The 15,176-nt window shown below is 48.5% G+C and carries 20 protein-coding genes; all 20 read right to left on the bottom strand.

The genetic code is table 11. The features are described 5' to 3' along the window. Nucleotides 1-22: 22 nt before the first annotated feature. On the bottom strand, nucleotides 23-820 hold the full coding sequence (locus HPY74_04395; GenBank protein ID NSW89919.1) for a Fic family protein: 798 nt from the start codon (nucleotides 818-820) through the stop codon (nucleotides 23-25). A 153-nt stretch (nucleotides 821-973) separates the two neighbouring features. Then, entirely contained in the window at nucleotides 974-2,065 is a 1,092-nt protein-coding gene (locus HPY74_04400; protein NSW89920.1) for a M23 family metallopeptidase, read from the bottom strand. Nucleotides 2,066-2,070: 5 nt separating this feature from the next. Beyond that, a complete protein-coding gene (locus tag HPY74_04405; GenBank protein ID NSW89921.1) occupies nucleotides 2,071-2,565 on the bottom strand; it encodes a gamma-glutamylcyclotransferase in 495 nt (164 codons plus the stop codon). Nucleotides 2,566-2,580: 15 nt separating this feature from the next. Further along, nucleotides 2,581-3,621, bottom strand: coding sequence for an amidoligase family protein (locus HPY74_04410; protein ID NSW89922.1), 1,041 nt, complete (start codon nucleotides 3,619-3,621; stop codon nucleotides 2,581-2,583). A gap of 63 nt (nucleotides 3,622-3,684) precedes the next feature. After that, entirely contained in the window at nucleotides 3,685-5,499 is a 1,815-nt protein-coding gene (locus HPY74_04415) for an ATP-binding protein (GenBank protein ID NSW89923.1), read from the bottom strand. 282 nt (nucleotides 5,500-5,781) lie between these two features. Then, nucleotides 5,782-6,237 carry a HEPN domain-containing protein gene (locus tag HPY74_04420; GenBank protein NSW89924.1) on the bottom strand — a complete coding sequence of 152 codons (456 nt, stop codon included), beginning with the start codon at nucleotides 6,235-6,237 and terminating at the stop codon, nucleotides 5,782-5,784. An 81-nt stretch (nucleotides 6,238-6,318) separates the two neighbouring features. Then, nucleotides 6,319-7,089 carry a Fic family protein gene (locus tag HPY74_04425; GenBank protein NSW89925.1) on the bottom strand — a complete coding sequence of 257 codons (771 nt, stop codon included), beginning with the start codon at nucleotides 7,087-7,089 and terminating at the stop codon, nucleotides 6,319-6,321. 57 nt (nucleotides 7,090-7,146) lie between these two features. Beyond that, nucleotides 7,147-7,737, bottom strand: a complete 591-nt coding sequence (locus HPY74_04430; protein NSW89926.1) for a hypothetical protein — start codon at nucleotides 7,735-7,737, stop codon at nucleotides 7,147-7,149. Continuing rightward, nucleotides 7,734-8,036 carry a hypothetical protein gene (locus tag HPY74_04435; GenBank protein ID NSW89927.1) on the bottom strand — a complete coding sequence of 101 codons (303 nt, stop codon included), beginning with the start codon at nucleotides 8,034-8,036 and terminating at the stop codon, nucleotides 7,734-7,736. Before HPY74_04435 ends, HPY74_04430 begins: the two co-directional genes overlap by 4 nt. Nucleotides 8,037-8,049: 13 nt before the next feature. Then, on the bottom strand, nucleotides 8,050-8,619 hold the full coding sequence (locus HPY74_04440; protein ID NSW89928.1) for a DUF4406 domain-containing protein: 570 nt from the start codon (nucleotides 8,617-8,619) through the stop codon (nucleotides 8,050-8,052). Beyond that, nucleotides 8,616-9,476, bottom strand: a complete 861-nt coding sequence (locus HPY74_04445) for a hypothetical protein (GenBank protein NSW89929.1) — start codon at nucleotides 9,474-9,476, stop codon at nucleotides 8,616-8,618. The genes HPY74_04440 and HPY74_04445 overlap by 4 nt, the downstream gene beginning before the upstream one ends. A gap of 74 nt (nucleotides 9,477-9,550) precedes the next feature. Beyond that, a complete protein-coding gene (locus HPY74_04450; GenBank protein NSW89930.1) occupies nucleotides 9,551-9,892 on the bottom strand; it encodes a DUF3852 domain-containing protein in 342 nt (113 codons plus the stop codon). An 87-nt stretch (nucleotides 9,893-9,979) separates the two neighbouring features. Continuing rightward, a complete protein-coding gene (locus HPY74_04455; GenBank protein NSW89931.1) occupies nucleotides 9,980-11,671 on the bottom strand; it encodes a hypothetical protein in 1,692 nt (563 codons plus the stop codon). Nucleotides 11,672-11,746: 75 nt separating this feature from the next. After that, a complete protein-coding gene (locus HPY74_04460) occupies nucleotides 11,747-12,310 on the bottom strand; it encodes a hypothetical protein (GenBank protein NSW89932.1) in 564 nt (187 codons plus the stop codon). Between the two features lie 90 nt (nucleotides 12,311-12,400). After that, nucleotides 12,401-12,946, bottom strand: a complete 546-nt coding sequence (locus HPY74_04465) for a hypothetical protein (protein NSW89933.1) — start codon at nucleotides 12,944-12,946, stop codon at nucleotides 12,401-12,403. Beyond that, nucleotides 12,943-13,341: a DUF4320 family protein gene (locus HPY74_04470; GenBank protein NSW89934.1), complete on the bottom strand. Its 399-nt coding sequence runs from the start codon at nucleotides 13,339-13,341 to the stop codon at nucleotides 12,943-12,945. The genes HPY74_04465 and HPY74_04470 overlap by 4 nt, the downstream gene beginning before the upstream one ends. After that, complete coding sequence (locus HPY74_04475) at nucleotides 13,335-13,658, bottom strand: hypothetical protein (protein ID NSW89935.1); 324 nt, start codon at nucleotides 13,656-13,658, stop codon at nucleotides 13,335-13,337. The genes HPY74_04470 and HPY74_04475 overlap by 7 nt, the downstream gene beginning before the upstream one ends. Beyond that, complete coding sequence (locus HPY74_04480) at nucleotides 13,618-13,992, bottom strand: type II toxin-antitoxin system death-on-curing family toxin (protein ID NSW89936.1); 375 nt, start codon at nucleotides 13,990-13,992, stop codon at nucleotides 13,618-13,620. Before HPY74_04480 ends, HPY74_04475 begins: the two co-directional genes overlap by 41 nt. Next, on the bottom strand, nucleotides 13,989-14,231 hold the full coding sequence (locus HPY74_04485) for a type II toxin-antitoxin system Phd/YefM family antitoxin (GenBank protein NSW89937.1): 243 nt from the start codon (nucleotides 14,229-14,231) through the stop codon (nucleotides 13,989-13,991). Before HPY74_04485 ends, HPY74_04480 begins: the two co-directional genes overlap by 4 nt. Nucleotides 14,232-14,290: 59 nt before the next feature. Further along, complete coding sequence (locus HPY74_04490) at nucleotides 14,291-15,163, bottom strand: secretion protein F (protein NSW89938.1); 873 nt, start codon at nucleotides 15,161-15,163, stop codon at nucleotides 14,291-14,293. Nucleotides 15,164-15,176: the final 13 nt, after the last annotated feature.

The raw sequence follows: 15,176 nt of genomic DNA on the forward strand, positions 1-15,176 counted from the left end.
CGCTTCTTAATTATTCTGTTGTTTACATACTCTGGGTAAAATCCGACAAGCCTTTGCGTTCCGACTTCATACCTTCGGCAAGAGCCAGTGCCTTTTCCCATGTCTTTTCCGTTTCATATTTGAGAAACTCATAAAGGGGATTTAAATCCTCGGCTTCATCATACTTTTGCAGGCACTCGTAATACATCCGCTTATCCTCGTTATAGACGATAAGGGGCGGGTGGTTATGGGTCATAAGATAGTAATTCATAAGCGTCCTGCCGACACGCCCGTTGCCGTCTGCGAAGGGATGGATATACTCAAACCTTGCATGAAAATAGGCGGCGGCTTTTAAGACATCTTTTCCCTCATAGGCGTTGACTTCGGCAATCAGCTCTTTCAGATCCTTTTCCACATCTTTCGTAGCGGAGCCCACCTCATGGACGCCAGTTACATAATCGTGCTTTTTAAATTCGCCTGGTCGTTCCTCATTTTCAATATACCTGCGCTTATCATAAGTTCCGCTGGTGAGAACCATGTGTATTTCCTTAACCAACTCTATGCTGAGAGGCTCCTTTTTCACGATTTTTTCTTTCAAAAACTCATAGCACAGCTTTTGATTTTGCTGCTCAAACAGGGCACGGGGACTTCCGGTATAGTCTACAACCCTGCCGTTTTCAAAGATTTCCCTTGTATCGTGATAGGTGATTTCCTCATTTTCTATCTTCCCGGAATGAAACGCAAACAGGATGCGGAAACTGTCAAGATATTTATCTAAATCAGCAGCGGACGCAATTTTGTATGACTGCCACAGTTCAACAACCCGGTTATATTGATCCAAGCGCATTCCTCCTTTTTTACATTATTTGTTTCATTATACCACACTTTTAATGAGCTTAGACAGAATTGCGAAGGCTGTAAGTTTATTCTAACAGGAAGAATCGCCATCGGAGTAACTCATTTTTCTAATCTGCAGCATCGTTTTTCACCCTGCTTACGGCAGATAGTTTCTTGGGTTTTGCTTTTCACCATTCACTCGTATCTCAAAGTGCAAGTGTTCTCCGGTACTCCGGCCAGTGGAACCGACCTGTGCGATGATGTCGCCCGCCTTCACGGTCTGCCCCTCAGTGACAAGGATTTTGGAGCAATGGGCATATAAGGTAACGAAACCGCCGCCGTGGTCAATGGCCAGATGATAGCCGTAGCCTGTGTTCTTATAGCGCACAAACAGCACAGTACCATCAAGGGCTGCACGGATCGGTGTGCCTTTGGGCGCGCCCATGTCCAATCCGGAGTGTCCCTTGCGTTGGCCGGTGAAGGGATCGGTTCTGTAACCAAATTCCGAGGTGACCATGCTGCGCCAGTTTTCACCGAGAGGAGAACAGAAACCGTCCACGCCGGTAAAGGGTGCATCGGACAGCGGCAGTCCGTTTACCCAAGCATCAAATTCTTCTCCATGTGTGGGAACACTGCCCCCGTACAATATATGGTGGTAAATCTCCGAGGCGTTGGCCTGTTCCTCATAGGTGATTGTCCTGCCCAGGGCGGTTTCGAGGTTGGCGTAGATCTCCGGCAGGGGTTTGATCGGCACGGCCACGGTGTATTCTTCCTCCGAGGTTGTGCCATCGCCATTGTCCACGGTTCGGGTGCGGGTTTCATAACGGACAAAGCAGTCAGCAAAGGCACGGTAGTCCGAGCTATCCATCTGCAGATTTTCAGCGCCGAAGAACAGAGAATAAAAAATCGCCTTAACCCTTGTACTGTCGATGCTACCGCCCTCCACCAGTAATGATATACCGGAGATGACGGTGTCAAGCATGGCGAAGCTGTCCTGCATATCCCGGATGTAGGCGGCGTAATCCTCTGGCATTTGCGAGGAGATCGCACCACCGTTAAAGCACAGGTCTATGGCTGCATTGTTATGATCTGCTGCGGCGGAGAGCAGGCTCACGATCATCACGATGGCCAGAATCAACGGTGTAAGAATGGCAGCGATAAGGACGCCGAGGACTTCCCATGTCCGTCTGTCTGTTGCCGCTGCAACCGCCGCTTTAACAGCGAGGGTAATGGTAGCCGGATCAGCCATAACTATCACCACCATTTCAAGTCAAACAGATTTTCCTGTTCCGGCCGTTGTTCCTTAGCAAGCCGGATAGATTTTTCCACCGCCTGCTCCAGGTACTCGGTATCAAAGCCTGCGCTTTTGTAGCCCTCCATGATGGCATTGAGATAGTAATCGGACGGAGATCCGAGGGGATGCCCGTCATTCATGATATAAACCATCGCAGAAATGGTCTTGCCGTTAAGCTCGACATCAAGGATTTCCTTGCGGTAAAAATGGGGATACCCCTCATAACGGTCAAGGGCCTGCAGGTCTTTTTCTTTCAGTTCCCATAAAAGAACAGGAACATGGCTTCCCTTGAGCGGTTCTACCGTTGCTACCGAACCTCTGCGACCGCCGCGGAACAGCAGCTCATAATCCTTAATTTTACTTGCCCCGATTACCTTGGCAGTGGGGCATCTAAATGCCATCTGCTGCAGGTTGAGATTGCTGCCGTAAGCAATGTACAAGGTTTTGCTTTTCATGTTTGATCAGTCCTCCTACATGGACATAGAAAGACCGGGGCATTCTTCGGCCTCGGTCTGTTCGATGTCCTCTTGATTTTGTTCTGCTGAAGCTTCTGTAATCGCTTGCGCTCGTTCTTTTTCTTTCTTCTGCCTTAATCGTTCCTTTTGCCGCTCGGCCTGCTGGGGGTCTTTCCAGGCGATGCAGCCGTCCAGATGCTCCAGCAAATGCAACCGGGCGGTCTTGAATTCGTCGCCGATAAGGCCCAGCCGCAGAAGCCAGGTGCGGAAGGTATATTTTTCATTGGTACTTTGGGTTTTTGCCCTGCTGGCGCAGCGCTGGGTGAGCGCCTGGTGACTGATGGCGAGGCAGAGCTGGATGTATGCCTTGATTTTTCCGGCATGGGTGGTGCCGTTAAACAGCCTGAACTCGATCGTGCCTTTTTGAAACACACTGTGGAGATTGAGACAGTGGTACCGGCTGTTGTGGTAATGCTCATGCCTGCCGTCATTACCGTTGTACCAGATCCTGCTGACATCCTCCAAAGTTTTCGGTTTTTTACGGTTGAGTTCCTCTAAAAAACTCTGCTCCACCTTTTTGCAGTAGCTCCGCTCTCTTGCCACATTAACCTGCAGCGCCTTATAGATCAAGTCCTCCTTGCTGGCCATGATGTTGGTGATATTTCGCAGGGTGTTAGCATTGTGATGTGACGCATCCACATGGACATGGATGCCGCAGCTTGCATTGGCGATGGCTCCTGCAGCCCGGAGTTTCCTCACAATCTCCTGTATGGCTTCAATATCCTCATACCTGCAGATGGGGCTGACCAGCTCCACGCTGTAGGTGCTGTCGGCCGGAATAATCCGCCGCCCTTCTTTTTTCTCTGTAGTGATGCTGCCGTCGCTCATGACCTTCCACCGGCGGCTTTGGCCGTCCAGGACAGAATAGATGCCGTAATAGCCCCCGTCATGGGAAACCGGCGTGCCGAAGTATTCCGCCATGACCTGGGCAGCGCGCAGACGGGACAGTCCCGTCAATTCGATTTCGATGCCGAAGCGCTGGTCCTTCATCTCCAAAAACCTTCACCCCCTTGCCGCAGCACAGGCGTTTCGCCCATACTGGATTTCTCCGATTTTTGATCATCTGCCGCCCGCCTTTCCAAAGAGCCTTGCCTTGTGTTCCGGCGCGGTCACCATGAGGTTATACCGCTCATTGCCGCATTTGTAGAGACACACACCGCGCTGCGGGTAGCGGATCAGGTTATATTCGCTCTGCTCCAGCTGCAGGGTATCGATGTAGAATTTGGCATCAATGTTTCCTGCATTAAAGAGGAAGGCATGAGTCGGTATGGAAAACAAAGGCTTGGTATACTCCCGGATGCCGTCAATATTGAAATCCTCCAGGTTCTGGCTGGCAAGGATCACGGCGCTGTCCTTCTTGCGGACACGCTTCATAAAGTTGCGGATATACTCAACCGCTGTGAGGTTGGTAAGAAACAGATAAAACTCATCGATGCTTGCTACCGTATTGCCCTTGGTTAAAAGCTCGTTGGACATGAAGGACAGCACGTTAAACAGCAGGGCGTTGCGGATATTTTTGCTTGCCTGCAGCAGTCCTTTCACACCGAAGGTGATGAAATGGCTGCTGGTGATGTTGGTATGCCCGTTAAAAAATTTAGACTCCGCACCCTTGCATAGGGAATGGAGTCCAAGGCAGATCTGCTGCAGGATTTCTGCGGTATAAAGCTGGCGTTTGCTTTCATCAAAGGTTTTGTATTCGTTTTCAATCAGCTCATATAGGTTGGACAGGATGGGATAATCGGTGGATTTAAGCCGGTCAAAGTTGCTGTGGTCCGTGATGCCCCATTGCTCATACAGCTTCCCCAGCATGATTTCAATGGTGTCGATCTGCCGGTCGTCAAAATCCTTGTATGTTCTGAAAAAGTCCTTGAGAAAGCTGATGTGCTGGCTGAGTTTGGAGGTCTGCCGGAACGCCTGGGGAGCTTCAGCATCCCTGGGATCGCCGTTTTCATCCCATGTTTTCGGTTCCAGCACATTGATGATATATTCGCCGGACATTAAGTCAATAAAGCAGCCGCCAAGGTTGTTGGTTAGTTCCTCGTACTCCATCTCCGGATCAAGCGCCAGTACATGCATGCCGGACTGCCGCATGTTGCATAGGATGAGCTTCAGGAGGTAGGACTTTCCTTGTCCTGAGTTGCCAAGAATGAGAATGTTTGCATTGGTCTTGTCATCGGCACGTTTATTAAAATCCACAAGAATGTTGCTGCCGAACTTGTCCCTGCCCAGGTAGAAGCCGTTGGCATCGGTTTTGCCGGAGTAGTTAAAAGGATAAAGGTTGGCAACGGAGGATGCCGGCAGTACCCGCTCAAACTGATCTCCGAACACATTCCAACCCGAAGGCATCACGCATATAAAGCCCTGCTGCTGGCGGAGCATGAGGCGGTCAACGTTGAGCTTAGAGCGAATCAGTTCGGTCAGCACCTCGGTCTGCAGCAGCTTTAACTGCTCAAGGTCGTATGCTAAAAGCTCAATGTAGACGGCGGCATGGAGCAGTGGTTCTTTGTTCCGGTGCATGCTGGCTACGATGGAGGCTACATCCTGCAGATTGCTCTCAGCGGTGACGGTCTGCTGGAGGTCATTGGTGTTGCTCCGCTTCATGCGGTTCTTGTTGGCGGCATTGCTAATGATCTTCTTTTCCTCAACAGGGGTGACGTGACGGGCATAAATCTTTAAAGTGACACCGTCCTTTTCCCCAAGGTGGCGCAGGATTGCCTGTTCCTCCGTGGCTGTGGGGTACTCGCGAAGCGCCCACACACAGCGGTAGGTATTGCCGCAGATGAAGTGGTCGGTGTTGAATTTGATGACCGACGGTGCGATCATATCAAGAAATTCCTGTATGCGGACGTCCTCCTGCGCCACGGCAGTATTCATTCGATTTGCTTTTGGCATTGCATCATCTCCTCTCCTCGAAAAACAAATAAAAAAGACCTGCCTGAATTTTTATGGCAAGCCTCCCACAAGTATCCTGTACAACTGCCATCCTAATCACCTCAGCACACACAATAAACGAAGAAGCAGCGGAAGTCCATAGGAGAAAATAGATAAAGAGCAGCCTCACCCTTCATTAATAAAGATAGAGAACATGGCTGCAGCCTTAAAAAAGGCAAAAATAAAACACCAAACGATTTTCGCTTGGCATTTATAATGAATATATTACGTTAGTTGCTGCCCTGCTGTTTTTTCTTGCTGGTCTTTTTGCCTATCGTCATCCGGTGAAATTTCCTCGGCAAGCTGAAGCCTTTGAAGTACAAATTCCATTACATGATCAGCATCAGCAATGGCTGTTCTCATATCGTTGTGTGAAATTTGCATCTCTAAAGGATATATCTGCTCGCCATATCTAGCAAGTCTTCCACAATGCTCAATCAACTTATCAAAAGTATTGTCAATATCCATGCACATACGGCATAACATTTCTAAGTCGTAAGTACGGGGCGGTTCGACATTATAGTATATAAGAAAACCTTTTACCGCTTCTTCGGCTGCCTGTTCGCTGTGATAGCAGATGATTTCCAATGGAACCGGACGCATACCCAGGAGATGCTTTGCGCAGCTGATATCTTTATTTGCAAAATCAAGCCATCCTTTGACTATATTGACTTTGTCCATATAACATCACCACATCTCTGGCAATCGTGCTTTTAATAGTAAAGCAATAAGGTTCCGCTATCATAATTTGATATATCTATGCTATAGCTGCATACCCATGCCGCTGTCCAGCTTTGGAATTGGTATGTGCAAAAGCCGCATGATTTCCTTTTGGGATTCAATAACCCGCTCTGCAATAAACTGTACAAAGGGTTTGTCATCTCTATGGGCTTTTTCAAGAAGTTCAATGTATTCATGTCTAAGCACCGGAGGAATTACAGCCAAAAGATATCCATCCTGTATCAGTGCGGTGTTCATAATGAGCCTGGCAATTCTGCCATTTCCGTCTTTAAACGGATGAATGAAGACAAATCTTTTATGGAGCTGTGCTGCAAACACTACCGGATGAAACTTCTCTCTTTCGGTTGCAATCCACTGAAAAAGTCCATCCATTTCTTCCTGTATGCGTTTTGTTTCTGCCACAGGATATCTGGAGCCGCTGATGAAAACATCCATGTCACGGTATCTTCCGGCATATTCTTTCTCTATATTCTCATAAAACATTTGATGCATTGTCAGAACATCTCTTTCCGTGATGGTTCTATTTTTAAGCAGTGTGAACATGAAATCATAGGCTTTAGCGTGACCGATTGCCTCAAAGGTATAGCGCAAGGGTTTACCGCCAACAGTCAATCCATCCTCAAGCAACACTTTGGTTTCACTTTCCGTAAGGGTATTTCCCTCAAGAGCATTGGATGACCAAGTAAGGCCGATACGATAGTATTCTTTAAGTTGTGTCAGCACCTCACCCTCGAAGGGTCTGCGCTCATCTATAGCAGCCTTATATAAGTCAAGTAATCTGTATATATCCATCTTTATTCACCTATTTTCATTGTATTTATCATTTAATTATACCACAAAAACTTCCATTTAGTCACCAAAAATCACCCATCTCTCACCATCGAAGTCCTCAAATTTTTCGGTAGTCACATTCTGCTCAAAGTACACGGCAAGGATTCTTTTGATGTCCTCTTTTTCGGCCCTTTTAACGGAAAAGCCCTGCTCTCGCAGGGTTTTTTCAATACGGTTTAAATACGGGAACACTTCGTTCGGTTTTTCATCCTGCAACCGGATAACAATGAGGAATTCACGGGCGGTCGCCATCTGCACCTGTATGCGGTCAAGAAAGGTCAAGTCTGCCTCCAAAAGTTTTCGGACAGTAGGGTTATCCTCCTGTTCAATGCGGTTTCGCAAAAAACGCTTGTTGTCCTCAAAGTTTTCACGGCTGTTAAGACACAGCATTTCAATCTCAGCCATGCCTTTCAGAACAGTCATAAGAGCATAGATTCGGGCGGCGATACTGGCTTCCGACAGAACCGAGATGTTGGTCGGCTTGATGATAAAATATACCAGTTCGCCATGGCCGTAAGTCAAAAGGCTGTAGTCAGTGATGGCCTTTGTGTTTATGAGCTGCCGTGTGGAGAGCTTTTGTTTGGCTGTCTTTTTTTCTTTTCTGCTCATTTGTCCACCTGCTTTCTATCCGGTTCTGAATGGACAGCGGGTTGAAGTTTCCATTCATATAACTGCTGTTTGGTTATAAAAAAGGCACAGGCATACTTGATAAAATCGAGGATAGAAGTGTCCTCAAAACGGATGGTTAAAAAGGCATAGAGGGCAGTTGCCACTATCGGAAGAAGGATGCCGAGCTGTACGAGCGCAAACACAGAAACAAGACATCCGATGCCGATGATGCCGATATCCCGAAGCTGCCACAGCCAGAGTACCGCCTTGGATTTTAAATTATCCGGGTAAATATACATACTCTGCCCCTCCTTATAGCTTCATGTTTATGCCAGAGGATTGATCTTCATTTAGTTCAATTTCTATTTCCTTGGGATAGTAGGAGACATTTGCCGTGCCAATGTTTTTCATAAGTGTGCTTGCTTTCTCGGCAGCTTCCTCATAAGTATTAAAGATTTGCACCTTTCCTTCCGATTTCAGCCAAGCCTCAGCAGCTCCGCAGATAGAGGCAGCACTGCGCTTTGCCCAAATTCCCCATCGCTTCATGTTCATCACTCCCTGAATTTTATTTGAATCTTGATAAATAATTTTAATCCCGAGCCTTTCGGCTTCCTGAATTTCACGCCGCATACCATCAGATATCCTATCGCCGAACACCCACAGCTCGGAGCATAAGGCAAGAAGCTTAAGCCCCATTTTGATTCCCAGCTCTCGTTCTGCCGGATTTGATTCACAGAGAAATCTCGGCAGCAGCAAATGTGGAGCCAGGGGAATTACGCCACAGTCTACGGCATAGCGGCAGTATGCTATTGCCATTTTGGTGTTATATTCAATATCTCCGGCATAGGGAGAACAAATATAGACCAGCTTCATATCCGTCATTTTGCCACCGCCCTTACCACTGTGCGCGTTATGTTCATCGCAGTCTGCGCCGCATACATGGTGCTCATGAGGTTGCCCCTGGTGCTGGTGTCAAGTCCGAATTGCCCGGCGATCCGTGGTATCTCCGAAGCTGCAAGCATAAGTCCAAGGCCTAGAAGCATGTTGCTGTTAAACACCATAAGCCCTGCAATGAGGATGGTCGCTTGCAAAAATGCGGTCAGGCATAAACCCACCACCTGCTTGCACCATGATACGAATCCGTCGATATATCCTCTGGGGACACTGAACATATACAGGCTGCCTACGGCAATCTGGATGAGCAGAATTCCCCCTCTCTTGAGGTTGGCGAAAAACACTTTGATTACCGCATAGCCCATGAGGATTAAACAGAATATCCCCATGATGGGACTGACTAAGACATCGCCTATGCTGGCAAGGGCAGCGGCAGCCATGGTGCTGATGCTGCTGTCTGCCGCCGCAAGTCCTGTGATGCCGGATGTGAAGGCGCCCTGCAGGGTAATCGCCAGCTTGTACAGTTCCACCGGCACAATGGTAAACAGGCTGACAGCCATAAAGCCCTTGATGGCATTTAAAGCTGTGTCCTTGATGCTGCCCCTGCCGCTTTGGTATTCAATGCCGCATTCAAAGGCGGAAACCACAAGCCCTGTCCCATAAAGCGCCCATGCAAGATAGGAGAAGAACAGCACAATAGCCTGCACCCAGCTCATCTCAAACAGCTCGGCTCCCATGTTGCCCATCATAGCGAAGAATTCACCAAGAAAGCCGATTATCTGAGCATAGATCCAGTCCATAATCTGTCCGAGGACAGTGTCAGCAGCAAAATCCCATATGAACATTTATAAGTTCACTCCTTTCGGAAAAGATTGAGAGCCTGCTCTTACACAGACTCCCTGGCACAATTTTGCTGCTGTTACATGCCAAGAATCTGCCAAATATAGAGCGGCGCTGTGAGGGTAAATATCAAGCAGGCGAAGAGAATAGCAGGAGCCGTCCACTCAAACATTCCGTGTTTTCTATAGTCGAAGTACGCCATCCCCAGTTTGGCGAAGAAAAACACAGCAAGAATCAGGTCGATTGCAGGGAAAACGACCTTGTTGACCACGGTTTTAATCTGCGCGGATGCGTCCTTCCATGTGCTTTCTATGGCTCCCGCAACATCGCCGGTAGGAGCGGCATAGGCGGTCATGCAGAAAACGCTGATAAGGACAAGGGTAACGCAAAAAAGGTACAAGAGCTTTTTCTTTTTTTTCATCAATTTTTCCACCTTTCATCCTTTATTGCTGAAAAAGAAAAGCCCACAGGGCTTTTCACGCCTTGCGATTTTTTTCTGATGATATTTTTAAGGTTTTACAGGCGCGATGTGCCAGTCATCCCATAAGCTTCCGCTTATGTTCACTGAGTCTGTTAGGTTCATAGAAAGCATCCCCTGCGGTGTCCAGCAGTCAATTAGGTACGTATACGGGGTGTAGCTTCCATCCGGCATCCAGATTGGGATGAAATGGGTGCGCCGGTTATAGGTCGAGTACTTGTTTTTAGCAAACTCGAATTTGGCACTGTAGCCGCTGTTGGTTCTATCCAGCAACCGCCAGTAGTTTTGGTACTGGAATTCTGGGAAATAGGTCACAGCAGTCTGTGCGCCGGTCACTGCCCAGGACTGATTGGTGCTGACATTGGCTGTCACGGTTTGGTTGATGCCATATCCGCTTTTCATGGTTTTCCCCGATGCGGTTGGTGCTTTAGCATCGGGAATGATGCTCATGGAAGCTGAGAGATCTGCCCTGTAGGAGTCATAATCAAACTCCCACCAGCCGTGATCGCACCAATAGCCTGAATCTTCGCCGGTAGAGTGCCACACCCAATACTCCTGCCACCAAGGACGCCACACGCCCCATGAGGCGGAGGTTACCTGTGGGTTACTCGGGACGCTTGGTTTATAGAAGGAATCATTGCGATCATCTGCAACGGGGTTTGGCGGATCATTGCCCGACAGATCCACAATATTTGCGGTGATGGTTCCTTGGCTTGCTCTGCCTCTGCCGGTTACAGACACAGTTATTGTCATGGTCTGCGGTGTGGAAGGTGTCGTCCAGCGCACCCACACAAGCTGGCTGTCACCTTCGGGATAATATATGTGGTTTACCGTGTAGGTTTTGCCTCCGATGGTAAAGCGTACCGATACAGGATTGTCGGGATCAGCCTGGCCTCCGCTGACCATGACCGAAGTGATGACCTCGGTATTGACACGGTAAGTGTAATCGTAGTTGCTCACTTGGGGAGGCTCTGCTTCGCTGAACCGTACAATGCCAAGGCCAAGGGACGAGATGATGTCCGTGTTGGAGGCAGCAGTTGTCGTAGAACCAGCCCATGCGGGATAGCCAAGATCGGGCGTTTCCAGAAACATGGCTAACGGCAAGTTCTTATGACTTAGGGAGACCATCTTGCTACGCAAACCACCGCCCAATTGCTGATCGTACAAGGCCGCCTCGGTGGCGGTCATGGCCATCTTCATGCCGTTAAAGGTCATGTAGGCTATGGGTTCCAGCAGGATTTTGTAATCCCCATTGATGAGGGTTTTGTAGTTAAAGCCAGTAAGCTCAGCAATACGCATCAGTGTATATTCTGAACAAAAATATTTCTTTATGGCTTCAATGCTTGCTTGGCCACTACCAGAGCTTATAATTCTCGGGATAGTTTGCGCTGGATTAACATAAGCGTATTTATTTGTGTTTGGCGTTAAACTGTAGCCACTGTTGTATGATATTTTACTGACCTTTCCAAAATTCACAGCTATGTTGTCAGGGTGGTTATTTGTAAAGTCTATAGGAGTGGTTACTACTGTACGATCGCTTGCTCTTACAACCGTTACACGAACTCCCTCATCGCCAGGATTCCAATAGTTTTCGCTGGTACCGGTGCCCATCCCGCCGCCTCCATGGTCAATGTTTCCTTCACCCTCAGCATAGGCAGCGAGAGGAGACAGGAAGGTCAGCAGCAAAGCCAGCATAAGAAAAATACTAAGGTTTCGTTTCATAAAGACCTCCTTAAACAGCAAAAAGCACAACATTTCTGCTGCGCTTCTTGGAGTACTTTATTCTAATTTGATGGGCTAATCCATTGTTCCAACCTGTTTGTTGATATCACCGTCCCCATCGACTACCTTACCTTCGCCGCCTCCACCATGATCCTCAATCCATCCGAAGCCGGGAAGATAAACCTTGCCGTCTTTTTTCTCGCCGCCCTGCGGCTCACCGGACTGCGTGGTATTTGGTTTTTTTACACTGTCATGGTCTACCGCTTTCACATTGTCAACCTTTTCTCCGTTGGGCTTTTGGGTTTTGTCGGTCTTTTGGCTTTCTGTCGGCGCTGCCGGTTTGGTCACTTCCGGCTGAAGATTCTGTACCGGCTGATCGGTCTTAGCCGCTGTGTCATCGGTCGGCGATGCAACCGATTCGTTGGCCTGGATGACCACTTCTTTTTCTTCTGCCTTATCACCGGTATTGATGCCTGGATTGTTCTCATTATCTGTAACTGCAGTCGGCGAAGCTATCACATCATCCACCGGCGTTTGCGTCTTAAATTGAGAGGATATTGCAATAACCAGCGCCGCGCACACAATGCCAAGTCCGGCGATGGTCAGCCATTTCTTTGTCTTGTCAGTTATATTCTTCATAAGAGATTACCTCCTTGTCTATTTTTTACAGTTCCTTACAAGCCACCCTACCACAAGAGTTTTAAAAAGTCTATTACAACTCTGAAACAGTTAAAATAAAGGCATATATTTCGCTTTCACCTTAAGGTTCATCCGCATCGGCGGCAGGGATTTGCCGCCAAAGGACATCGGAACCTCCAGCCGGATCACCGCATCGGCGAGAAGGCCCTGCGCACTGTCGGAGTCGGAGGGTGCAAAGGGCACATTAGTAATATCGACGGATAAACCGGAGAGCTTAAATTCCACCCCTTCGCCTGCGTATTTTACATGATAGCCGCCGTTTTTTTGCAAGCCAAGGGTATTGTCAAGATACTCATAAATATCGCCGTAGTCAATGCTGCCCTCCCATGAGGAACCGCTTGGCTTATACCCTCCTGCATAGCCCTCCCGAACGCCGTGGTAAACATCATCATAGTTGTCGTTAACTGTCGAAATGATGGCAGACTGCACCGCATCCCGAACACCGGAGGCGATGATCATGAGCCTCATGTATTCGGATATTCCGCACAGGATGATGACAAGCGCGAGGGTGATGGCAACAACCAATGGGAATGACGATCCTTTTTTTTCCTTTAGTATACCATATAATTTTGTCATTTTTTCCAATACACCTCGCTTTTGCCTGTCGCCTGTGCGGTCAGAGTAATGGGAAAGGAGCCGAAACCGCCAAAGAGTCCGATGTCGGTCTGCATGGAAACAGTCACCGTGAACTCTTCATTGAGCTGGATTTTGCCGGTCTTTGACCAGGAAATGGCGGGATCAAGTCCTGTTTTTTTCCGCAACACCTGCGCCCTTTGGTTCGTTTCGCTGCCGACTCTGCCTGCAATCTCCGCTTCTCTGCAAAGTTCTGAGGCAAAGGTGTCAAGTTGACTCTTGGCGATGTAGACCGGAAATACCTTGACGGCAAGAGCAATGACAAGCATGGCGCAAAGTACCAGTACCGCTACATCGATGTAGCCTTCTCCGCGTTTATTCCCCAGCTTTTCTAACACATCCGCACCCCCTCGTCCTGTCCGGGTTCCCGGAAGGCTTCGCCCAGCTCGTAATCTTGTTCGGCATCCCTTGTGTCGGCAAGTGTACAGAGAACATGCCCCCTTTCCTCGTCCAAAGCAGTGCCCTGCTCGTTCAGCCACTGGTCCCTCACCACCTCCGGCGGGTTTTGAAAGCGCAGCAGCTTTTGTTTCAATCCTGTTCGTTCATCAGAAGACCTCCTTTCAGCGCAAAAAAAAGAACGGAGGTTATCCGCTCTTTTTCGCCATGCCCATTCTTTAATTATGCCGTAGAATCCATTCCAAGAGTTGCTTATCATCCATCTCGCCGGCGGCAAGCTTTAAGCCGGTTTCGATAATATCCTGATCCGAACATGTTAGCTCGATGCCATTGATTTCCAGAAAAACCAGCATGGCAAGCATTCCGATTCTCTTGTTGCCATCAACAAAGGGATGATTTTTTACTAAAGAATACCCCAAACGCGCCGCCTTCGCCTCCAGTGTTTTATATACATATTCACCGCCAAAGGTCTGAAATGGAGCGTTGACCGCCGAGTCCAGCAGGTTCTCGTCACGAATCCCGTCCAATCCTCCGGTTTCCTTGATCAACGCACTGTGCATCATCACGATTTGCGGGATGCTTAATCTTTTCATTTAGCCAGTTCCTCAAACGCCGCCCGGTGTTTTGTGATCAGGCGGCGGGCTATACTTTTCACATCCTCGTCAACCGCCATTTCCTCAGCCTGAAATTCACTGAACTCTGTGATAATATAACGCGGCACATTGTTTTTCAAAATGACCGCAACACCATTCTCATCAACCAAGCGCGCCACCTTGGAAAAATTCTGATTGGCCTCGGTAATGGATACAAGGCTGTTTGTGTTGATATTCATTCATAACACCTCCTACTTCTATTATACACAGAAATAGGATAAATTCAACCTATTTCATTTCAAAACATCCCGCCGAGGGACTTGATGATCTCATAGCCGATGATGGCGAGATAGGTAAACAGGAAGCATATCAGCATAATGAAGGAGAAAATCCGGATTTTGGGCGGTATCTTCTGCGCCTCACCCTTGAGTCTTTGCAGCTCCAGCACCTTAAAATCGTGAGCGAGCATCTGAAAATAGATTGCGCCGTCATCGCCGCGCAATACACCAATGAGTCCGCGCACTACATCAGAGAGTTGTGGTGAATTGAGCCTTGCCTCGAATCGGGTGAGCGCCGCCTCGTAGCTGGATGATCGCATGTCCGCAGTTACGATGTCCAGTTCACTTGCAAAAGCAGCGCCTGCATTTTTCTTAAAATTCTCCAGAATGGACAGCACATCGCGGCTGCTTTTCAGCGACTGTTCGATGGTCGCCACGAACCTTGGCAACTCGCTTTCGATCTGCTCCCGTTTGACCTTCAGCTGCTCATCCGCTTTTCTGGTTTCCTTGAAATAGACCAGCACGGCGAGCAGCACCATCACCGGGGAAAGCAGCGGGAACAAGAACAGGCAGGGTATCACGCCAAGGAGGATCGCTCCTGCTTTGACGAAGGCATACGCAAGGTAAACCTCCGGTGTCATACTGATGCCCGCCGCTTTGAGGACGTTGGACATGCGGCTTTTGCGGTACTCATCCAGGCGAATAAATCTTGACAGCCTGACAGCGCCGGACATGAAATACGCATCCACGGTTTTGGCAGCCTTTTTGTCCTGCTTACCGGCGCTGAGCATGGCCTTGGCTGCTCCCATGGTCGGCAGCTTGAGCACATCCGCGAGAATAAAAAACAGCCCTACCGCAAGCAGGACTACAAATAAAAATAACAGGAATATCAAATGGTTTCACCTC

The sequence above is a fragment of the Bacillota bacterium genome (genome assembly GCA_013314855.1).
Taxonomy (GTDB): domain Bacteria; phylum Bacillota; class Clostridia; order Acetivibrionales; family DUMC01; genus Ch48.